Below are 20,215 nucleotides of genomic sequence, written 5' to 3'. Positions count from 1 at the left end.
CCGACGTGAGTGTCGAAGCAGACGGTAGAAGGCTCCTCCGAGTCGAGGTCAAGAACTCCCAGACCCCCATCGAGGACAAACCCCGCTGGATCCGCACCCGGGCCACGATGGGCCCTGAGTACCGTGACATGCGACGCCGAATGATCGACGGTGATCTTCACACGGTGTGCCAGGAGGCTGGTTGCCCCAACATCTTCGAGTGCTGGGAGGATCGCGAGGCCACCTTCCTCATCGGCGGTGACCACTGCACTCGTCGGTGCGACTTCTGCCAGATCGAATCGGCCAAGCCGGAGGAATACGACCGGGACGAGCCCCGCCGCGTCGCCGAATCCGTCAAGCAGATGGGACTGCGCTATGCCACCGTCACCTCGGTCTGCCGTGACGACCTCGAGGACGAGGGAGCCTGGCTGTGCGCTGAGACCATCCGCCAGATCCACCAGGTGAATCCGGGAGTCGGCGTCGAGATGCTGGCTCAGGACTTCTCCGGCAAGCAGGATCTCCTCGACGTCGTCTTCGAGGCACGCCCGGAAGTCTTCGGGCACAACCTCGAGACGGTCCCCCGCATCTTCAAGCGCATCCGCCCCGGATTCCGCTACGACCGTTCGCTGTCCGTCCTCAACTCGGCCCACGAGGCGGGACTCATCACCAAGTCGAACCTCATCCTCGGCATGGGAGAGACTCGTGAGGAGATCTCGGAGGCCATGCAGGCCCTGCATGACTCCAACACCGACCTGCTGACGATTACCCAGTACCTTCGGCCGAATGCCTACCTGCACCCCATCGACCGCTGGGTGACCCCGCAGGAGTTCGACGAGCTGGCCGAGGAGGCCCGCGAGATCGGATTCGTCGGTGTCATGAGTGGCCCGCTGGTGCGCTCCTCCTACCGCGCCGGACGTCTCTACCGTCAGGCCATGGAGGCTCGCGGGGAGAAGCCGGTCACCATCGTCACCGGGTACCGAGACGGGGAGAAGCCGGCTCCATTCGCGACCAAGGAATAATCAGAGACACCTGATCAACCTGACGAGGAGGATTCCAGCGGCGCCGCGAGGTACATACAGCGAAACCACGCCAAAGTAGGGCCACCGTCGCGAAACCGGTAGAATGCCGCGGAGTCCGTCCATTAACGTCGTCGGGAGCGTGTCAATGCCCAAGAGCCAGGCAGCCAAGGAACTCGCCGCCAAGCAGAAGGCCCAGGCCAAGGCCGAGAAGGAGCGTCGCAAGAACTCCGACAATCCCAAGGACTGGAGCACCGGCAAGCAGCTCGTCGAGACCTTCAAGCTGACTCGCCAGGCTGATCCCCGGCTCCTCTGGTGGGTCATTGGCGCCTTCGTCCTGGGCGTTGTGGTGTTCACCGTCCTCGGTCTCATCCTGACCGATCTGTGGTGGGCATGGCTCATCGTCGGCATCTTTGCCGGTGCTGCTGCCGCCATGTGGGTGTTCCAGTGGCGCGCCAAGCATTCCATGTACGCCCGGTTCAAGGGCCAGACCGGATCGGCCGAGGTCGCTCTCTCCCTGCTCGACAAGAAGAAGTGGACCTCCACCCCGGCGATTGCCTTCACCCGCCAACAGGACGTCGTGCACCGCGCCGTCGGACCGGCCGGAATTGTCCTCATCGGCGAGGGACACGGCAACGGTCTGCGCAATCTGCTGGCCACCGAGACCAAACGTCATGAGCAGGTCGCCTATGGCACTCCGGTGACCTCCATCATCATGGGCGACGGCAAGGGTGAAGTTCCGCTGGAGGACCTCGACAAGCACATCAAGAAGCTTCCCAAGGCCCTCAACACCGCCCAGGTGGACGAGGTCATCAACCGCCTCAAGGCCCTCGACGCGATGCGTCCGAAGGTGCCGCTGCCCAAGGGCCCGATGCCCAGCTCCATGAAGGGCGCCCGCGCCGCCATGCGAGGACGCTGAGCCTCCGTTGACCGGCACAAACCTCGTCAACGCCGATCGGATCTCGAAGTCCTGGGGCACCCGGACGGTCCTCTCAGAGGTGTCCCTGGGACTCTCAACGGGAGATGTCATCGGTGTCGTGGGTCGCAACGGGGACGGAAAATCGACCCTCCTGGCCCTTCTCACGGGCTCGTTGGAGCCCGATTCCGGGGTCGTGACGCGCACCAATGGGGTTTCCATCGGGGTACTCGCCCAGGCGGAGACCCCCACGGGTGACGAGACTGTCCGTGACCTCGTCGTCGGTGGCCGTCCCGATCATGTTTGGGCGGCGGATCGCGAAGCTCGCCCCATCGTCGAGGACATGCTCTCCGACATCGACCTCGATCGCCCCATGACCGACTTGTCCGGTGGTGAACGGCGACGTGCCGCCTTGGTCTCAATTATGCTGGCAAACCATGACCTGCTCGTCCTCGACGAGCCCACCAACCACCTCGACGTGGAGGCCGTCGCTTGGTTGGCAGGCCACCTCCGCCACCTCCAGGAACGTGGCGTCGCAATGCTCGTCGTCTCCCACGACCGCTGGTTCCTCGATGAGATCTGCACCGACATCTGGGAGGTTCACGACGCCACCGTCGAGGCTTATGAGGGCGGATACTCCGCCTACACCCTCGCCCGGGTGGAACGCGCCCGCATCGCTGCCAGCAACGAGGCCAAGCGTCAAAACCTGGCGCGCAAGGAGTTGGCATGGTTGCGTCGCGGTGCCCCCGCCCGCAGCTCCAAGCCTCGTTACCGCGTCGAGGCCGCGAACGCCCTCATCACCAATGTCCCCGAGCCCCGCGACAAGTTGGAGTTGGCGCGCTTCTCCGCTACCCGGCTGGGCAAGGACGTGCTCGATCTCAAAGACGTCACCGTCACCGTGACCTCCGACGAGCTGGGTGAGCGCACCCTGCTCGACAAGGTGACATGGTCAATCGGCCCAGGTGACCGGATCGGTCTGGTCGGCGTCAATGGTGCTGGCAAGACGACCCTACTCAATCTCTTTGATGGATCCCGGCAACCCGACTCGGGCCGCGTCAAGCAGGGAAAGACCCTGCGACTTGCCCATCTGCGTCAGGAGGTTGACGACCTCGACACGACGGTGACGGTGCTGGAGTCGGTCAACGACGTCAAGGCCAGGACGAAACTGGCCACCGGCCGGGACGCCTCCGCCGCGGACCTGCTGGAAGGATTCGGGTTCACCGGGCAGAAGCTCGTCACCCGTGTCGGCGACCTTTCAGGTGGGGAGCGTCGTCGTCTGCAGCTGTTACGCCTCCTCATGGACGAGCCGAACGTGTTGCTGCTAGACGAGCCGACCAACGACCTCGACATCGACACCTTGCGCCTGCTCGAGGACTACCTCGACTCCTGGCCGGGGACGTTGATCGTCGTCTCGCACGACCGGTGGTTCCTGGAGCGGGTCTGCGACGTGGTCTGGGCCCTCGTGGGAGACGGCACGGTTGCCCTGCTGCCAGGAGGCGTTTCCCAGTACCTGGAGCACCGTCGCAATCGTGAGACCGGTCCGTCGAAGTCGAGTCGGGTGGGCACCGAGGGGTCCCGGCAGAAGGTCAACACTGCGGCCCTGCGTCAGGCTCGCAAGGACATGGACCGGATTGACCGCCAGATGGGCAAGGTCCGCGACGAACTCGCCTCATTGCACGAGGAGATGGCTGCCAAGGCCGACGATTACCAGGCCCTCGCCGATTTGCAGATGAAGGCCAATGACCTCGACGAACGGATGTCCGACCTCGAGGAGCAATGGCTGGAGGCCGCCGACATCGTGGAGAATCCGTGACGCTGCACGACGATGACACCAACGTCTCCCGGCCCCGCAGATCCTTGGCCGTGCTGTGGCCGACGATTGCTACCCTCGTCATCACGGTGGCGTGGGTGCTCATCATTCCTACCCCGATCGACCTCAGGATCTACCGGGACTGTGTGCGAGCGATGCTGCACGCCCCGGAGACGCTGTACACCGCCACCTCGGTCAGCGGTCTGGGATTCACCTATCCGCCCTTCGCCGCGATCGCCCTCATCCCGCTGACCCTCCTGCCGTTCCGCGCCGCGACGATCCTTCACTATGCTGTCAGCGCGACTGCTCTCGTCATCATGATCGACGTGGTGTGGCGCCGCTGCGGACGTCGACCTTCGGGCATCCTGACGGCTGTCGTCGCCGTGATCCTGGTGGCTAGCGAACCGATCGGCAAGAGCTTTGCCTGCGGCCAGGTCAATCTTCAGCTGGCTCTCCTGGTCGTCCTTGACGTCTTCGTTCTTCCCCGAAAGTGGCGCGGTGTCGGAGTTGGTGTGGCCACCGGGTTCAAGCTCACTCCCGGCATCTTCGCACTCTGGTACCTCGTCACCGGCCAGTTCAAGGCAGCCTTGCGAGCCGCTGGCACCGGAGTGGCAACGATTGCTCTCGGCTTCGCCATCGCACCCACGGCGTCGTGGCAGTACTGGACCCATTACATGATCACCCCAAAGCGGCTGGGCGGGCTCACTTGGGCCGGCAACCAATCCCTCTCGGGGATGTTGTTGCGGCTGGGGCTGGGAGACCTCACGCTGATCTGGCTCGTTCTCGTCGCCGTCTGTTGCCTGTTCGCTGGGATTTCCTCACGTCGGCTGTGGCAGCAGGGGGATGCTGACCAGGTGTGGTCCCTGCTGTGTGCCGGACTCTGCGGGTGTCTGGTAAGCCCGGTGTCATGGTCTCATCACTGGGTGTGGGCACCTCTACTCATCGTCGCAGGGCTGGCAGACCGACGCCGCGACCGGCACATTCTCGCCTTCCTCTGGGCCTTCGCCGCCCTGACATGGATGGTCTGGTGGTTCCCAGCGGGTAATGACCTAGAAATTGCTGCGCCGTGGTGGCAGAAAATCCTCACCGACCCTTACGAGATCCTTGGTATCGGGTCTCTCCTCGCCTTGGCCCGGAACAACCATGCATCAGTCACACGACATGAGGCGGGCGGACCGTCTCCGGCCCGCCCCAAACCCATAACGCTCAATCACGCCACCGTGAACAACTGATCACCGCTGTTCACCGACGTGCCAGCAGCGGCGACATCACCGAGCTTGTCATGAGTCGTGTCGAGGATGATGATCGGGCAGACCGCACTGCGACCGCCTTCGACAATACGGGCAGGGTTCCACGTGATGAGCTCGTCCCCGACGGAAACCTCTGCCCCCTCCTCGGTGTGGAGGGTGAATCCCTCCCCCTCCAGCTGGACGGTGTCGATGCCCAGATGCACCAGCACCCCGAAACCGTCCGCCTGAAGGACGAAGGCATGCGGGTGCAGCTTGACGATGCGTCCCGCCACCGGGGCCACGGCGGTGACATCGCCGTCTCCGGTGGGCTGCAGGGCGACACCGGGGCCCACCAGACCCTGTGCAAACACCGGATCAGGGACCTCGGACAACGTCATCAGGGTGCCGTTGAGGGGGGAAACGATTGAGGTCATCAGCGCAGGTCCTCGATGTCCTCAGCGAGGGTGTCGGCCTCGGGGCCGACGACCACCTGTACGGAAGTTCCCTGCTGTACGACGCCGAATGCACCGGCTGCCTTGAGGGCGGCCTCGTCGACGAGGTCGGGGTCGTCAACCTCGACGCGCAACCGGGTGATGCAGGCCTCAAGGTCATCGATGTTGTCGTCACCACCGAGGGCCGCCAAGATCTGTTCTGCCTTGCTCATGATGTCTCCTTGTCCTGGTTCGAGATGGACTCCGCCATGGAGGATTCTCGAACAAATACTGGCCCACCTTCCAAGTGGTCCAGACAACTAACACTGAACTCCATCGGGCCGCCCGGTGTCAAGAGACGGTCAGGGTCAAGAAGCGGTCAGGTCTCGTGATCCTCTCCCCACAGATCCTCCAGGTCGGAGGCGAGCAGGTCAGCATCAGGCCCGACGATCACCTGCACGCTTTGCCCCTGAATCGTCACACCGTGGACGCCAGCGCGACGCAGAGCCTGCTCGTCAACCTGCTCGCAGTTTCGGACCTGGCAGCGCAGGCGGGTCACGCACGGCTCGATCGACACCACGTTGTCGACTCCCCCCAACGCCGCCAAGATGTGTTCAACACGCTTCATCGCGCACCTCCTCGAGGTGGATACAGGGTCCTGCGTGGCCCGGAGATCGGCACCCACAGTTTGTAACGGTCTCCCCGGTACCAGGACCGGGAGTAGGAGACAGCAAGATCGTCGGCATAGGTACGACGGTTGATGGCCAGCAGGGGAGATCCCACCGGGAGGTGCAACAGTTCGCAGATCACCGCATCGCCACTGACGGCCTCGATAGCATCCTCTCCCCAGGTGGGGACCAGTCCAGCGTCAGCCAAAGCCCCGTAAATGCTCGTAGGTACGCCATTCGCCAGCAGATCCGGCATCACTCGCGTGGAGATCCAGGTTCTTTCGACTGCCATCGGAACTCCGTCGGCCAGCCGCACCCGATAGATGAAGTGGACGGATTCCCCAGGCTCAATCCCCAGCCAGACAGCCACGTCTGGGGTTGCCGGCAGTTCCTCCCCGCGCAGCACCCGAGTATCGGGAATCATCCCGCGTTGACGCATCTCCTCGCTGAAGGACGAGATCCGTGACTGGACATCAACCTTCGGAGCCCGGACGTAGGTCCCGCTCCCCCGGCGACGTTCCAGCCGTCCGCTACTGACCAGCGAGTCCACCGCCTGGCGGACCGTCATCCGCGAGACTCCGAAACGCTCGGCAAGCTCACGCTCGCTGGGAACGACATCCCCGACCGACAGACCGGTGTCGATGAGCTCGACGAGGTAGTCCCGCACGGTCACGTACTTCATGCGTGAATTATGCCCCGGGTGCAGGGCTGACCACCGGTTGGGGGATCAACCCCGACCGGAATGTTCACGTTCACACATTCTGCGCACCCTCTTGTGATGGCAGTACCGGTGGCCTATACTTCCGCAAGTGGTCCATACCACCCCACGGACCACCTGATGCCGAACCGACGTGGGCGAAGGCGTCGGACATGAGAACTCACTGCGGAGGAACTCCATGGCGAAAGACGCTGTTGCCACCAGCACGAAGAAGAAACGGCAGATACCCGGGTTCTCCCAGATGCAACGCATCGGACGCTCCCTCATGCTGCCCATCGCATCCCTGCCGGTCGCGGCCCTGCTCATGCGATTCGGAGCGGCCGACGTGCTGGGCGCGGACGGCGTGGCCAAGCACGCATCCTGGATGCAGCCAGTCGCTGACGTACTCGCCGGCGCCGGTGGCGCGATCTTCGACAACCTGCCCCTCATCTTCGCCCTCGGCGTGGCCGTCGGTTACGCCAAGAAGGCCGACGGCTCCACCGCACTGGCCGCCCTCATCGGCTACCTCACCTTCACAGGCGCAGGCACCTCCGACAAGACCCAGGGTGGCGTCCTGCACGCACTGGCCCCGTACTTCGCCAAGGACACCGGAGTCATCAACTACGGTGTCCTCGGCGGCATCGTCATCGGCATCATCGCCGCCAAGATGTACGAGAAGTACCGCCGCACCAAGCTGCCGACCTACCTGGCCTTCTTCGGTGGACGTCGCTTCGTGCCGATCGTCACTGCTGCGGCCTCGGTGGTCGCCGGTGTGATCATGGCCCTCATCTACCCTGCCTTCGACTGGCTGTTCAACAAGCAGGTCGGCGGATTCATCATGGCCCACGGGTCGAACCCGGCCACCGGATTCGTCTTCGGCACCATCAACCGTCTGCTCATCCCCTTCGGCCTGCACCACCTGCTCAACTCCTTGCCGTGGTTCCAGCTCGGTAACTGCACCAACGCTGCTGGCGAGACCCTGCACGGCGACATCACCTGCTTCTTCAGCGGCACTGCTGGCACCAATGCCTGGACTGGCTCCTTCATGACCGGCTTCTTCCCGATCATGATGTTTGCCCTGCCCGGTGCTGCCCTGGCCATTTACCACACCGCCAAGCCGGAGCGTAAGAAGATCACTGGTGGCGTCATGCTCTCGGTCGGTCTGACCGCCTTCCTCACCGGTATCACCGAGCCCCTCGAGTACGCCTTCGCCTACGTGGCCTTCCCGCTGTACCTCGTGCACGCCCTGCTTACCGGCTCCTCCCTGGCCCTGTGCAACGCCCTGGGCATCAAGGATGGGTTCGGATTCTCGGCCGGTCTGACCGACTACATCATCAACTTCGGACGAGCTGCTGAACTGTCCGGCGGTGCAGGAAAGGTCCTGCTGCTCATCCTCATAGGTCTCGTCTATGCCGTCATCTACTACGTGGTGTTCCGATTCGTCATCACGAAGTGGAATCTGCGCACCCCTGGCCGCGAGGAGGAGGGTGACGAGTCCAACGCCGGGGCCAGCGTCTTCGACGAGGCTCAGCTCGCCGCCAACAAGTCCACCGGCAAGGAGAACGCCCAGAAGGAGGGCCGGGCCTGATCCCACCCCTCCCCACCTCGTGACGACGCCCCCGGCACAAGCAAGCCGGGGGCGTCGTCCGCAATTGCCCTCAGTCGTTCTGCGGAGCGGGCATCACTCGTCGCAGAACCTGGTCCAGGATGACGCCGATGACAATTGCACCGATGATCCCGACCGTCGCGGCGAGGATGTGGTTGTTGCCCAGAAAACTTGCCGCGCCGGCACCAATCCCGGTGGCATATCCAGCCCACAGGACCCCGGCCAACGCGTCGACGGGGAGGAAGACGCGATAGGAAAAGCGAGTGGCCCCCGCCATGGCGTTGACGATGACACGTCCACCAGGAATGTATCGGGCGACCAGGATGCACAGCGGCCCGCGCACCAGCAACTGGTGAGTGGCCCAGGCGACGGTCCTCTGCCGTTTCGGTCCACCGTTGAAAAGCTTGGTGTGGCCGAGCTGATGCCCAATCCAGTATGCGATGTTGTCCCCACACATCGCACCGAGCGCTGCCACCGGGACGATGACCCACCACGGCGGGTGTCCTACTGCTGCCAGGGCGACGACGAGGGATTCGCTGGGGACGGGTGGGAAGAACCCATCGATGACGCACAGTCCCCCCAACGCCGCAACGACCCAGGGATGGGAGGCATTGGCCGCGATGACGCCGTTGACGCTCGCCATCCATGCGGTCAGATCCATACCTGCCAGTCTTCCACCCAGGCTCAACCGGTCGTCACATGGCTGGAGATCGCCTGTCGGTAGACCGCCTCCAATTGATCGATGACGGGCCCGGCCGCAAATCGGGAGCGGGCCTGCCATGCGATCGCCGCTCGGTCCCACGACCGACCAAGCACCTGTTGCAGGCCATCTGCCAACGCGTCGACGTCCCCCACCGGGACGACCATGCCGTTGCTGTCGTCGATGAACTCCTGCGGACCACCACACTCCGTCGTCAGGACTGGTAGGCCTGCCGCCAACGCTTCGGCGCAGACCACCCCGAAGGTCTCGGAGTGGGAGGCCAGGGCGAAGGCGTCGGCACCAGCGAGTTCTTCCGCGATGCGCTCGCGCGGCTGGGTACCCAGCAGAACGATATTCGGGTTATTGGCAGCGATGGTCTCCAACGGCCTCCGTTGTGGTCCGTCCCCGATGATGCGCAGCTGAACTCCGGGCACCTGCTCGACGGCATGGGCCAGCTCGACCATTCCCTTGCCTGGGTTGAGAGTGGCGACGCTGACCACCACCGTTCCCTCATGACGACGGGCAGGACGGTCAAAGAGATCGACGTCGACGATGTTGGGAATCACCGTCGAGGTGATCCCATGCCCTGCCAGCCGCGAACTCAGCCCCTGGGAGACACTGACGACCGCGTCGGCCCTGTCTCCGGCGACCGAGATGTCCTCGGTCAGGCGCCGATCAGGATTCGCCAGGTGGGAGTCATGCTCGGTCCACACCAGTGGCTCCGGACACTCAGCACGGGTCGCAGCGGCCGCGAATCGCGCAAAATGAGCATGGATGACGTCGGGGGTTCCCCACTCGGAGGTCACGGTTCGATGAAGTCGTCGCGCAGCCCAGGCGTGAACACGATGATCAGTCCGCGCGGAAACGGCCCCCACCGGGACATCCAGTCTCACCACCGTGATGCCGTCATCGCGTTCCACGGCGTGCTCGACACGAGTTCCGAACTTCCGCCAGTGCCGGGCCGAACGTGCGTCGAGGACGGCCAGTACCACCTCATGGGCCTGTTGTCGCAGCGCCACCGCCTGGTCGTACTCGAAGATCCCACGTAGCGGAGCTTCCGGGCTCGGGGCCCCCCGAGCCAAAACCATAACGCGCATATCTCTCACTTGCGATTGACGACGACGGTGCCCAGCACGAGATCGTCGAGACCTCGCCTTTCTGCACCGATGACGAGGGCCGGAATGACGAGGCACTTCATCGCTGTGCGGGCGGCCGATCGCCACCATCCGATGGGGCCGAGGTCATCGAGTCGGACCACGGCCACTCGGGCGACGATCTGGCCGAAGGATCCGCCTGCCATCGCAGTGAAGAGGACCGACTCGACGAAGAAGACCGCCATCGGCATCCACATCTTCCAACCTCCACCGCGAATCACTGCCGACCCGACGATGGCACTGGCCAGCACCATGGATGCTCCCCAGTCAATGATGAGAGCGCCAATGCGCTTGCCCCAACTCGCCAGCGATCCGCGCCCTTCCGGGGGCAGTCCGATCGAGGTGCCTGGCGCTGCCTCGGTTCCACTCACCCAGGGAATCCTACCGGTAGCACCTGTTACACGCTCGAAACACAACGGTGACGGCTGAGCAACCCGCACGAACTACCGTGAACACATCACCAGCCGTGTTGATGGAGGAAAGATGTTCGAAGGTCCCGACGACCTGCTCGCCTATGTCAAGAAGGAAGGCATCGAGATGATCGATGTCCGCTTCTGCGACCTCATCGGTGTCATGCAGCACTTCACCGTCCCCGCCCGAGAGTTCGACAAGGACCAGTACGAGAACGGTCTGGCCTTCGACGGATCCTCCATCCGGGGCTTCCAGAAGATCAACGAGTCGGACATGGCCCTGCTACCTGACCCGACGACCGCCTGGATCGACCCGTTCCGCGAGCGCAAGACGCTCATCGTGAACTTCAACGTCCACGACCCGATCACCAAGGAGGCCTACAGCCGCGACCCGCGCAACATCGCACGCAAGGCCGAGGCCTACCTCACCTCCACCGGTATCGGAGACACTGCCTTTTTCGCCCCCGAGGCCGAGTTCTACGTCTTCGACGACATTCGCTTCGACACTCGCCAGAACACCTCGTACTACTCCATCGACTCCGAGGCTGGTGCCTGGAACACCGGACGCACTGAGGACGGCGGCAACCGCGGTTACAAGGTGAAGTACAAGGGCGGTTACTTCCCGGTGGCCCCCACCGACCACTTCGGTGATCTGCGTGACGAGATCGTCACCATCATGGAGGGCCTCGACATGAAGGTCGAGCGGGCCCACCACGAGGTCGGCACCGCTGGCCAGGCCGAGATCAACTGGCGCTTCAACACCCTGTCCCGCGCAGCTGACGACGTCATGAAGTTCAAGTACATCGTCAAGAATGTTGCCTGGCAGCACGGCAAGACGGCGACCTTCATGCCGAAACCGATCTTTGGTGACAACGGTTCGGGCATGCACGTCCACTCCTCGCTGTGGAAGAGCGGCGATCCTCTCTTCTTTGACGAGTCCGGCTACGCACAGCTATCCGACATGGCTCGTTACTACATCGGCGGCATCCTCAAGCACGCCCCGTCGCTGCTGGCCTTCACCAACCCGTCGGCCAACTCCTACCACCGTCTCGTTCCTGGCTTCGAGGCCCCGGTCAACCTGGTGTACTCGCAGCGCAACCGCTCCGCCTGCATGCGTATCCCGATCACCGGTCCAAACCCGAAGGCCAAGCGTGTCGAGTTCCGCTGCCCCGATCCCTCTGCGAACCCGTACATGGCCTTCGCCGCCCTGTTGCTGGCAGGTCTGGATGGCATCCAGAACAAGATTGAGCCGCCGGCCCCGGTTGACAAGGACATCTACGAGCTGCCCCCGGAGGAGCACGCCGCCATGGATCACGTTCCTGGCAGCCTCGGCGCCGCCCTCGACCACCTCGAGGACGATCATGAGTTCCTGCTTGCCGGTGACGTGTTCACCCCGGATCTCATCGAGACCTGGATCGGGCTCAAGCGTGGTGACCTGAATGCTCTGCAGCAGCGTCCGCATCCCTACGAGTTCGACCTGTACTACGACATCTGAGTCGGCGTGACGTGATCCCGTGACGAGGGGACGACTTCGGTCGTCCCCTCGTCACGTCGTGGAGAATTGGGCCCGATACACGAAGAGCGTGCGAATCGTGGGGCGCGGTTCTTTTCAGTCCAGAAACCGCACGGTCCCCTGAGGGATCGGGATGGCGTCGGAACCATCCGGCCCCGTCGAGGATTCATCAGTCAGTGCGTGGGCGTCGCCCAGGTCAAGACAGCCCTCCATGACGGCCGTTGTCGTCCCCACTGTTGCGACGAGCCGTCGTGCTCCGCGGTGCTCACAGTCACCATTGGTATGCCAGGACAGTTCCCAACCCGAAACCTTTCCGGGAGCCAGCCGTCTCGACGCAGTCCTCGAGTCATAAGGTCGCCATGCCACCGGCACGGACTTCCCTACCTCGGTGGCCTGTTGGAGTTTCGGCATGACGGGCAAGGTCAGCGTGGACGTGCCACAGTTGCGGATCATGAGCCGGGTCACTCGTGCCCCCAACGCCGCCTGGACGTCGTCAAACCCCATCGCTATTTTCTCGCCGTGCTCGCATGTCAAGGCCGTCCCACCGCCGCCGACACTGGTCACCCGTTGTGGGGATGTGCTGGGCTGAGGTCGACTGGTGTGAGGTCGAGGATGGGGGGAATACTTCGGGGTCGAGGTCATCGACGAGGTCGGTACGACAGCCTCGGGAACCGCTGGGATCGGTCGTGAACACCCCGATGCCACAGCCGTGGCTGCAACCGCCACCGCAAGCACACGACAGACCTTCATCCGAACACCCCTGCCACGATCGGCCAGAAGGCCGCCACGAGAATCATCATGATGCTGTTGATCCATGGCCGTGACATCAACAGTGCGATGTACTCTCGCAGCATCGCGCTGGGCAGGAAGTAGGTGGCCGTCGGGGCCCCGAGGACCCGAGCTCGCACGCCTTGACGACGACACAATTCAGCCGCACGCACGGCGTGATAGGAGCTCGTCGCAACGACCACGGGGGGATTGTGACTCTGACGCGACGCAATCGTGCGACGCACTGACGTCGAAGCCACCTCGGCTGGCATGAGCTCTCGACTCAATGAAATGTTTTCGTCCGTATTTGCTGCCTTGTCTTCCACAACAATGCATTCGCCAGGAATACCATGCTCGATGAGATAATTGGCCATAGCCTCTCCCTCGGCACGGGGCTCGTCCTCCCCTTTTCCGCCGGAAGGAATAATCACGGAGTGAAATCCGGCGGCGTCGTCGGTACGCCACTGGTCAATACCGCGATCCAGCCTGTTGGCCAGCAGTCTGGGGACCTTTCCATGGACGAGAGCAGACCCGAGGACGATGATCTGATGCTCTCCCGGTAGTGGCTTGGCACGATGGACAGCCAGAACCGACGCCAGGTATCCGAGAAAATCAAAAGACAGCCATCCCAAAACCATTGTCAGCGAAATACCCACCACAGCCCATGGTTCAAACGGGGAGAAAAGCCCCTTCACACACCACACCATGAGTACCAGTAGCCCCACACCGAGGAGGCCAGACAGGACGTTGGAAAGGGATCCACCCTCCTTACGCCGCATCACAATGCCGTTGGCAATGAGCACGAATGGCGCAACGGCAGTTCCGATGGCGGCAAGGACCACAAGGGTTATGACAACACCCAGACCCAGGACGGGGACGGTACCCGCAACAATTCCGACAGCAGTGAGTCCCGCCAGCCCAAGGCCGACAGCCAACACGATTCCATTCGTCCAGGCACCGGGGCGTCGTTCCAACAACCAGGCATAGCAGGCGAAGATCGCCACGCATGCGGCCAGACCGATGATCATCCTTTATCCCTTGAGCGTCGAGGTATCGTGCCCGCCGCGTCATTGCGGTGGCAGAGGAAAGGCATCATCCTGACCAGACAACCGATCCGTGAACTGGTTGGGGAGATTCCAGCTGTTCGGGATTCTCGGCTTCCCCGGGCTTCGGCGTGACCGATCGCTTCACCGTGGGGATGAAGCATCCTTCGTCGCTCACGACCCCGCCGGCAATCTCAACCGACATCACCTGGCTGTGGGAACCACAACCACCTTGCCCAGGCCATGACAAGGTGACCTTGCGCCCCATTCCGCTGAGCAATTCTCCCGGGACGACACCGCGCGATTCCCATGCGACCTTGATGGGCGAGCCTGCGGACGTCACCTTGATCGTCGGCACGGCAGGCAGGGTCAACGGTTTCTCGGTGCAGTTCCGGACGATCAGCTCGACAGAGTTACCCGCGTCCCCTGTCTTCATCGAAGACATCTCGAGGACCGGGGTCGACCCCTTGCACGTCGGCATGGCCGGAGTACTGGCACCAGAAGCACCTTTTGACGGTCTCGGCCGCACCGGCTGGGGCGGAACGGAATTGGCGATCGGAGTCGCCCCGGACTGGTTCGCCATGTCGGCGACGGTCGGAGTCTTCTCGGCGCACCCTGCTGCGGCCACGACGGCAGCCAGGCACACAAACATCGTCACTGGTCGGCGAACGGTCATACCCTCAAGCTACCGTGAACCCATGGCAGCTGATACATCCCACACCGCCATCCCCTCACCCGCCGACGACCTCGTCACCGTCGGTCGGGTCCGCGACATCCTCGATGAGTGGTACCCGCCCTCCCTGGCGGAGTCGTGGGATGCCCCGGGTCTGGTGTGCGGTGACCCTGATGACACCGTCAATCACATCGTGTGCGCTCTGGAAGCCACCGACGACGTCGTCGACGCCGCGATCGCAGCACACGCGGACATGCTCGTCGTCCACCACCCACTTCTCATGCGTGGGGTCAGCTCGGTGGCAGCCGACACCGCCAAGGGACGCATCATTCACCAGCTCATCCGTCATCGCATTGCCCTCATGAGTGCCCACACCAATGCCGACGCCGCGGTCGGTGGTGTCAATGACGTCCTCGCGAGGCTCCTGGGCGTCGTCGTCGAGCGTCCCCTCGAACCCGTCACCCAAGCCGTGGATCTGTGGGGAGCCCAGGTGCCCCTCGGCTCCTCGGAGGCGCTTCGCAATGCCCTCTTCGATGCCGGGGCCGGGCGGTTCGACGGTTACGACAAGTGTAGTTTCGAGACCGTCGGGCGCGGCCAGTTCCGACCTCTCGATGGCTCCCATCCCACCATCGGCACAGCCCATGAAGTGGAGACCGTTGAGGAAGCGCGCATTCACGTCGTCGCCCCGACCTGGGCACGCTCCGCGGTGCGGTCGGCTCTCGTCGCCGCCCATCCCTACGAGGTGCCCGCCTACGACGTGACGACCATTGACTCGGGGGCGCGCCCCGGCCCCACCACCCCGGGTATCGGTCGTGTCGGCCATCTCGACGAACCGATGACACTGCGGTCCTTCACCCGGCGAGTCTCCGAACGACTCCCCCGTACCGTCTGGGGAGTGCGGGCTGCTGGCGACCCGGACCAACCGGTCAACACCGTCGCGCTGTGCTCCGGAGCAGGAGATTCCCTGCTGGATGCCGCAGCAGCCAGCAATGCCGACGTCTACCTCACCAGTGACCTGCGCCATCATCCTGCCGACGAGCATCTTCGGGCCGGCGGACCAGCCCTCGTCGACACGGCTCACTGGGCATCCGAATCACCCTGGTGTGCTGACGTGGCCCACCGACTTCACGAGGAACTCGGTCTGCCCTGCCGAGATCTGGGCATCCGAACCGACCCGTGGACCCTCGGCGCTGCAGTGGCACAATAGCAGGACGTGACAAGCACTGATTCCGTGACTTCCGACGACGACCTGCGCCACGACCACGAATTCGTCAACGACACCGAGGCGGTCATCCGTCTGGGATCAATGCTGCTGTCGTCGGGTACCGGGTCCTATCGGGTGAAGAGGGCCATGACGGACACAGGGGATGCCCTCGGTATGGACCGCCTCGACGCCACCGTCGGTCTCACCGAGATCACGGTCACCGCGCACCGGGGCGACAACTTCCGCACCGTGGCCCGGGAGGTGTACCGAGTGCGCGTCGACTCCTCTCGGATATCCGCTCTCGAGGAGCTTGCCCACAACCTTCCCGAGGGGATGACAGGCCGCGATGTCGAGGCCAGACTCGACAACATCTCCCGGACCGTCCGCCCACAGTGGAAGGAATGGCAGACCATTCTCGCCGGTGGTTTTGCCTGCGCCGGATTCGCCATCCTCAACAAGTTCTCGCTGGCCGACTCACTCGTCGTGCTGCTGGCGGCAAGTGCCGGCCAGTTCGTACGTGGTCGACTCAACCGTCGCTGGCTCAACCAGTTCGGTGTCGCGGCGCTCGCATCTGCAGCGGCCTGTCTCCTCTACCTGGTGGTCGCCGACCTCCTCACGAACACTGGGCTTCACACGATCCACGGCCCCGGATACGTGGCCTCTCTGCTCTTCCTGGTACCTGGTTTTCCGATGATTACCTCCATCCTCGACATGGTCCGGATGGACTTCACGGCGGGTCTGAGCCGCGCAATGTACTCGATTGGTCTCATCCTTGCCGCGACGTTGTCGGCCTGGGTGTTCTCGGTTGCTACCGGGCTGTTACCACTGCCCGCGCAGACGGTGCTGCCGAATCCCTGGGCGTGGCTGGCTTACGCCGCAGCGACGGCATGTGGGGTCGCCGGATTCGCCATCATCTTCAACTCGTCGCCGCGGATGCTGGCATGGGCAGTCGCTCTGGGAGTGGTGGGAAATCTCTGCCGCCTGGCCCTGGTTGGTGCCAACCTGCCAGCGCAGTTGGCAGCCGGGGTCGGCGGCCTCGCGATCGGATTCCTGGCCAGCCCGTTGTCGGTCAGGACTAAGCTGCCCCGCATCACCTTGACGGTCCCCGCCTGCGTCATCATGGTGCCCGGTGCCTCCATGTACCGCACTGTGTACTGGCTCAACGCCCAGGACATGGCGAAGGCGCTGACCTTCGGTGCCGACGCCGTTCTCACCCTGGTCCTCATCGCCTGCGGATTGGCGGTGGCCCGGATGTGCACCGACCCGGCGTGGGCACACAACCTCCCCATTCCCAGCCCACACGCCTTCAAGTTCTCCGAGAAGGACTGATCACTGGTTCCAGAAGACGGCATCGACCACCTTGGAAGCACGTCGCCCGTGCCGCAGATGGTCCTCAATCAACTGCTCAGATGCCCCACGACCCATCCCGAGGGCCCGGGCAATGACGTCGAGATCAATTGAGTCGGAGGGTATGACGTCACTGGGACGGCCCCGCACCACCATGATCACATTGCGCAGCCGGCTGGCAGCTAACCAGGAATCGCGCAGCTCCTGGTGCTGTTCCTCGTCGACGTGACCGGCTGCCAGGGCAGCGTCGAGAGCCTCGATCGTCGAGGTCGTGCGCAGAGCAGGCTCCTTGCCGGCATGCTGCAACTGAATGACCTGGGCAGTCCATTCGATGTCGGACAGGCCTCCGGGCCCGAGCTTGAGATGACGCCGGGGATCGACACCGCGCGGAATCCGCTCGGACTCCATTCGTGCCTTGAGTTTGCGAATCTCGGCCAACTGACCGGCCGTCAGGCCGTCGGCCGGGTAGCGCAGGTTGTCGACGCACTCGAGCAGCGCGGTCGTCAGGTCTCGATCACCGGCCCCGTGGTTCGCCCGCAAGAGGGCCTGGGACTCCCAGGTGCTCGACCATTTCCCGTAGTACTTGCGATAACTCTCCAGGCTGCGCACCATCGGGCCCGATCGCCCTTCCGGACGCAGGTCGGCATCCAAGATCAGCGCGGGATCGGCACCGTTCCTGCCGAGCAGATTCCGCAGCTTGGTGACGATGCGCAATGCCTTCTCCCCGGCACCTGGTCCGTCACCGACGACGAAGAGACAGTCGGCGTCAGAACCGTAGGACAGCTCCTGGCCGCCCCATCGTCCCATCGCGACGATGCCAATTGGCGGGGCGTCCTCAACCCCGCGCGACACTGCGGACAGCGCAGCGTCGATCGTCGCTCCCGTCAGGTCGGTGAGGGCCCGGCCGATGCGCAACGTGCCGGTGACATTGAGGATGTTCGCGACGAGGATCCGAAACAGTTCACGACGCCGCACCGCACGGATCGCCCCGACCGCCTCCTCGACGTCGCGGTGCCTCCTGGCGACGGCGTTCATCTGGCGGGTGAGGTCGTCGCGGTCCAGCGGAGTCAGGTCGTCGTCGACGAGGACCTGGACGGTCTCGGGGGCTCGGGTGAGGACGTCGACGGCATATCTCGACGTCGACAGCACCGTTGCCAGCCGCTGGGCCATGGCCCCCTCGTCACGCATCGCGCGCAGGTACCAGGGAGACTCCCCCAATGCCTCGGAGACCTGGCGGAAGGCCAGCAAACCATTGTCGGGGCTGGGGCCGTCGGCCAGCCAGGCGAGCATGGCCGGCATGAGAGCGGTCTGGATACGCACTGCTCGGCTGGTGCCGCTGGTGAGGGCCTCGATGTGACGCAGGCCGGCGTCCTCGTCGTGGAATCCCAGCGCCCCGAGCCGAACCTTGGCCGCCTCCGGGCCCATCCGCAGATCCTCGGTGGGGATGCGAGCCACAGCCTCGACCACGGGCGAGTAGAACACTTGGCCATGAGCCCGCAGGACGGCCTTCGAGGTCGCCGTCCACACACCTCGCACCTCGTCGGGGGTGTGCAGGCCCACTGCCCGTGCCAGCCTGCGCAAGCCTGGCTCGTCGTCGGGAAGGAGGTGGGTACGACGCAACCGGAACATCTGCACCCGATGTTCCATCACTCGTTGCAGTCGGTATGCCTCCTCGAGACGTTCGGCCGCACCTCGGGAGATATAACCGCCAGCGGCCAACGCGCGCAGGGCCGGCAGAGTGGCTCGTACCCGCAGCGACTCGTCCTGGCGTCCGTGAACCAGTTGCAGCAACTGGGCGGTGAATTCGACGTCTCGCAACCCCCCGGCACCCAGCTTGATCTCACGGCCCTTCTCCTTGGTGGCGATGTGGGAGACGACCCGGGTTCGCATAGCGCGGGTTTCCGGGACGAAGCCCTCCGCCTCTCCCACCTGCCACACCATGGGTGAGACCATCTCGACAAATCTCTGCCCCAAATCAAGGTCGCCGGCCATCGGACGAGCCTTAAGGAGGGCCTGGAACTCCCAGTTCTTCGCCCACTTCTCGTAGTAGGTGCGCATCGAGTCCATGGTTCGCACCAGGGGTCCGGCATTGCCCTCAGGACGCAGCGCAGCGTCGACCTGCCAGATGGACCCTGCCCCGGAGTGGGCCGAACAGATCCGCGCCACCGAGGCTGCCAATTTCGTGGCAATGTCGACAGCCCGAGCCGCTGAAACGTCCTCCCGGGCCGGCTCGGCAACATGGACGACGTCGACGTCAGAGATGTAGTTGAGTTCCTGAGCCCCGCACTTTCCCATTGCAACGACGGCGAGCCGTGCGTCGGCATGATCCGGACAGTCTGCGCGGGTCAGGGCCAGGGCAGCGGCGACGACGGCGTCGGCAAGGTCTGCCAGTTCTCCCGCGATGTCCTCGACGACCTCGGTCGGATCGTCCGCGCCGACATCTCGGGAAGCGATCCGCACCAGATGACGCCGATTGGCCAGCCTCAGCCGATCCGCTGCCGGGCCGGTGGGCCTCTCGGCCACCAGGAACTCACCATCCTCATGAGCTCCGACGACCTCGAGCAGGTCGTTGCGAATCTCGTCACGGCTGCGACGCACGGGATCGTGGGCGATCTCGGCCAGGTCGTCGGGATGGGCGACGAGGTGACGGCCCAGCTCGCTGGAGGCGCCCAGGAGCCGAACGAGCCGGCATGCCGAGTCGTTGTCATCGAGGAGGCCGACGACAAGCTGTGGGGATCTCTGTGAGAGATCTGCCAAGGTGTCGAGGGCCAGATCAGGGTCACACGACATTTCCAGGTGATGTTCCCACCCGGCCAGTCGGCTTGGGTCAGCCCCGATCGTCTCTGCAATCCGCTGATGGTGGGCCAGGGCCGCTTCAGTGTCCATCACTCCCAGCCGCAGTAGGTCCACCGTGACGCTCGACTTGCGATCCACCGTGACCACCCCCTCGACGGCACATTAGCCGACGAGGGCCACCGACGTGTTGCTCAGTCGTCACGTCGGTGTCGAATGGGTGTACGGTCCCAGCAACTAGTTTCCCCTAGTGTTCTT

At 64.0% G+C, this 20,215-nt stretch carries 19 protein-coding genes; 8 read left to right on the top strand and 11 right to left on the bottom strand.

Features of this window, described 5'->3' with window-relative positions:
• Positions 1 to 5 precede the first annotated feature (5 nt).
• The 4 genes from lipA (at position 6) to AC6I1W_RS06325 (ending at position 4,953) form a co-directional block, all read left to right on the top strand.
• Positions 6 to 998 (top strand): lipoyl synthase, encoded by a 993-nt coding sequence (gene lipA / locus AC6I1W_RS06340; RefSeq protein WP_270235714.1) that lies wholly within the window; start codon positions 6 to 8, stop codon positions 996 to 998.
• Between the two features lie 145 nt (positions 999 to 1,143).
• Positions 1,144 to 1,914, top strand: coding sequence for a DUF4191 domain-containing protein (locus tag AC6I1W_RS06335; protein WP_270235711.1), 771 nt, complete (start codon positions 1,144 to 1,146; stop codon positions 1,912 to 1,914).
• Between the two features lie 7 nt (positions 1,915 to 1,921).
• Positions 1,922 to 3,724, top strand: coding sequence for an ABC-F family ATP-binding cassette domain-containing protein (locus tag AC6I1W_RS06330; protein WP_270235708.1), 1,803 nt, complete (start codon positions 1,922 to 1,924; stop codon positions 3,722 to 3,724).
• Positions 3,725 to 3,828: 104 nt separating this feature from the next.
• On the top strand, positions 3,829 to 4,953 hold the full coding sequence (locus AC6I1W_RS06325) for a glycosyltransferase 87 family protein (protein ID WP_270236132.1): 1,125 nt from the start codon (positions 3,829 to 3,831) through the stop codon (positions 4,951 to 4,953).
• On the opposite strand, the gene AC6I1W_RS06320 is transcribed toward AC6I1W_RS06325, so the two are convergent.
• The 4 genes from AC6I1W_RS06320 to AC6I1W_RS06305 all read right to left on the bottom strand — a co-directional run bounded on the left by AC6I1W_RS06320 (position 4,932) and on the right by AC6I1W_RS06305 (position 6,731).
• A complete protein-coding gene (locus AC6I1W_RS06320) occupies positions 4,932 to 5,384 on the bottom strand; it encodes a PTS sugar transporter subunit IIA (protein WP_016667254.1) in 453 nt (150 codons plus the stop codon). The genes AC6I1W_RS06325 and AC6I1W_RS06320 overlap by 22 nt on opposite strands.
• Complete coding sequence (locus tag AC6I1W_RS06315) at positions 5,384 to 5,614, bottom strand: PTS sugar transporter subunit IIB (protein WP_004811882.1); 231 nt, start codon at positions 5,612 to 5,614, stop codon at positions 5,384 to 5,386. The genes AC6I1W_RS06320 and AC6I1W_RS06315 overlap by 1 nt, the downstream gene beginning before the upstream one ends.
• Positions 5,615 to 5,760: 146 nt before the next feature.
• The gene (locus tag AC6I1W_RS06310; RefSeq protein WP_016667253.1) at positions 5,761 to 6,009 is read right to left on the bottom strand and encodes a PTS sugar transporter subunit IIB; all 249 of its coding nucleotides are present in this window, start codon (positions 6,007 to 6,009) and stop codon (positions 5,761 to 5,763) included.
• The gene (locus AC6I1W_RS06305; RefSeq protein WP_016667252.1) at positions 6,006 to 6,731 is read right to left on the bottom strand and encodes a GntR family transcriptional regulator; all 726 of its coding nucleotides are present in this window, start codon (positions 6,729 to 6,731) and stop codon (positions 6,006 to 6,008) included. Before AC6I1W_RS06305 ends, AC6I1W_RS06310 begins: the two co-directional genes overlap by 4 nt.
• A gap of 214 nt (positions 6,732 to 6,945) precedes the next feature.
• Between AC6I1W_RS06305 and AC6I1W_RS06300 the strand changes: the two genes are divergently transcribed.
• Positions 6,946 to 8,334: a PTS transporter subunit EIIC gene (locus AC6I1W_RS06300; RefSeq protein WP_117189315.1), complete on the top strand. Its 1,389-nt coding sequence runs from the start codon at positions 6,946 to 6,948 to the stop codon at positions 8,332 to 8,334.
• A gap of 70 nt (positions 8,335 to 8,404) precedes the next feature.
• Here the strand turns inward: AC6I1W_RS06300 and AC6I1W_RS06295 are convergent, their stop codons facing one another.
• The 3 genes from AC6I1W_RS06295 to AC6I1W_RS06285 are packed head-to-tail and all read right to left on the bottom strand — an operon-like array spanning position 8,405 to position 10,577.
• Positions 8,405 to 9,013 carry a DedA family protein gene (locus AC6I1W_RS06295; protein WP_065674105.1) on the bottom strand — a complete coding sequence of 203 codons (609 nt, stop codon included), beginning with the start codon at positions 9,011 to 9,013 and terminating at the stop codon, positions 8,405 to 8,407.
• A gap of 23 nt (positions 9,014 to 9,036) precedes the next feature.
• Positions 9,037 to 10,149 (bottom strand): glycosyltransferase, encoded by a 1,113-nt coding sequence (locus AC6I1W_RS06290; protein WP_270235703.1) that lies wholly within the window; start codon positions 10,147 to 10,149, stop codon positions 9,037 to 9,039.
• A 5-nt stretch (positions 10,150 to 10,154) separates the two neighbouring features.
• Positions 10,155 to 10,577 (bottom strand): RDD family protein, encoded by a 423-nt coding sequence (locus AC6I1W_RS06285; RefSeq protein WP_065674106.1) that lies wholly within the window; start codon positions 10,575 to 10,577, stop codon positions 10,155 to 10,157.
• Positions 10,578 to 10,689: 112 nt separating this feature from the next.
• Between AC6I1W_RS06285 and glnA the strand changes: the two genes are divergently transcribed.
• Positions 10,690 to 12,111, top strand: coding sequence for a type I glutamate--ammonia ligase (glnA, locus tag AC6I1W_RS06280; protein WP_065674107.1), 1,422 nt, complete (start codon positions 10,690 to 10,692; stop codon positions 12,109 to 12,111).
• A gap of 114 nt (positions 12,112 to 12,225) precedes the next feature.
• Here the strand turns inward: glnA and AC6I1W_RS06275 are convergent, their stop codons facing one another.
• From AC6I1W_RS06275 to AC6I1W_RS06265, 3 genes are all read right to left on the bottom strand, one after another.
• Positions 12,226 to 12,633, bottom strand: coding sequence for a hypothetical protein (locus tag AC6I1W_RS06275; protein ID WP_117189318.1), 408 nt, complete (start codon positions 12,631 to 12,633; stop codon positions 12,226 to 12,228).
• A gap of 242 nt (positions 12,634 to 12,875) precedes the next feature.
• Entirely contained in the window at positions 12,876 to 13,925 is a 1,050-nt protein-coding gene (locus tag AC6I1W_RS06270) for a YdcF family protein (RefSeq protein ID WP_065674110.1), read from the bottom strand.
• Between the two features lie 64 nt (positions 13,926 to 13,989).
• A complete protein-coding gene (locus AC6I1W_RS06265; RefSeq protein ID WP_270235698.1) occupies positions 13,990 to 14,616 on the bottom strand; it encodes a hypothetical protein in 627 nt (208 codons plus the stop codon).
• Positions 14,617 to 14,638: 22 nt separating this feature from the next.
• Here AC6I1W_RS06265 and AC6I1W_RS06260 point away from each other — a divergent pair, with 22 nt between their 5' ends.
• Together AC6I1W_RS06260 and AC6I1W_RS06255 are read left to right on the top strand one after the other, a co-directional pair.
• Positions 14,639 to 15,820 (top strand): Nif3-like dinuclear metal center hexameric protein, encoded by a 1,182-nt coding sequence (locus tag AC6I1W_RS06260; protein ID WP_270235696.1) that lies wholly within the window; start codon positions 14,639 to 14,641, stop codon positions 15,818 to 15,820.
• Between the two features lie 99 nt (positions 15,821 to 15,919).
• Complete coding sequence (locus AC6I1W_RS06255; protein ID WP_065674166.1) at positions 15,920 to 17,146, top strand: threonine/serine exporter family protein; 1,227 nt, start codon at positions 15,920 to 15,922, stop codon at positions 17,144 to 17,146.
• On the opposite strand, the gene AC6I1W_RS06250 is transcribed toward AC6I1W_RS06255, so the two are convergent.
• Positions 17,147 to 20,098 (bottom strand): bifunctional [glutamine synthetase] adenylyltransferase/[glutamine synthetase]-adenylyl-L-tyrosine phosphorylase, encoded by a 2,952-nt coding sequence (locus AC6I1W_RS06250; RefSeq protein WP_462553461.1) that lies wholly within the window; start codon positions 20,096 to 20,098, stop codon positions 17,147 to 17,149.
• Positions 20,099 to 20,215 lie beyond the last annotated feature (117 nt).

It is taken from the genome of Cutibacterium sp. KB22876, assembly GCF_059728865.1.
Note: the sequence above shows the minus strand (reverse complement) of the source record. Positions and strands in the feature narration are given on the sequence as shown.

What these genes read in the sequence shown, in the direction of transcription:
- AC6I1W_RS06335 (WP_270235711.1), top strand. Translation starts at nt 1,144, where the DNA reads ATGCCCAAGAGCCAGGCAGCCAAGGAACTCGCCGCCAAGCAGAAGGCC.
- AC6I1W_RS06320 (WP_016667254.1), bottom strand. Translation starts at nt 5,384, where the DNA reads ATGACCTCAATCGTTTCCCCCCTCAACGGCACCCTGATGACGTTGTCC.
- AC6I1W_RS06315 (WP_004811882.1), bottom strand. Translation starts at nt 5,614, where the DNA reads ATGAGCAAGGCAGAACAGATCTTGGCGGCCCTCGGTGGTGACGACAAC.
- AC6I1W_RS06310 (WP_016667253.1), bottom strand. Translation starts at nt 6,009, where the DNA reads ATGAAGCGTGTTGAACACATCTTGGCGGCGTTGGGGGGAGTCGACAAC.
- AC6I1W_RS06305 (WP_016667252.1), bottom strand. Translation starts at nt 6,731, where the DNA reads ATGAAGTACGTGACCGTGCGGGACTACCTCGTCGAGCTCATCGACACC.
- AC6I1W_RS06300 (WP_117189315.1), top strand. Translation starts at nt 6,946, where the DNA reads ATGGCGAAAGACGCTGTTGCCACCAGCACGAAGAAGAAACGGCAGATA.
- AC6I1W_RS06295 (WP_065674105.1), bottom strand. Translation starts at nt 9,013, where the DNA reads ATGGATCTGACCGCATGGATGGCGAGCGTCAACGGCGTCATCGCGGCC.
- AC6I1W_RS06290 (WP_270235703.1), bottom strand. Translation starts at nt 10,149, where the DNA reads ATGCGCGTTATGGTTTTGGCTCGGGGGGCCCCGAGCCCGGAAGCTCCG.
- glnA (WP_065674107.1), top strand. Translation starts at nt 10,690, where the DNA reads ATGTTCGAAGGTCCCGACGACCTGCTCGCCTATGTCAAGAAGGAAGGC.
- AC6I1W_RS06275 (WP_117189318.1), bottom strand. Translation starts at nt 12,633, where the DNA reads ATGGGGTTTGACGACGTCCAGGCGGCGTTGGGGGCACGAGTGACCCGG.
- AC6I1W_RS06270 (WP_065674110.1), bottom strand. Translation starts at nt 13,925, where the DNA reads ATGATCATCGGTCTGGCCGCATGCGTGGCGATCTTCGCCTGCTATGCC.
- AC6I1W_RS06265 (WP_270235698.1), bottom strand. Translation starts at nt 14,616, where the DNA reads ATGACCGTTCGCCGACCAGTGACGATGTTTGTGTGCCTGGCTGCCGTC.
- AC6I1W_RS06260 (WP_270235696.1), top strand. Translation starts at nt 14,639, where the DNA reads ATGGCAGCTGATACATCCCACACCGCCATCCCCTCACCCGCCGACGAC.
- AC6I1W_RS06255 (WP_065674166.1), top strand. Translation starts at nt 15,920, where the DNA reads ATGCTGCTGTCGTCGGGTACCGGGTCCTATCGGGTGAAGAGGGCCATG.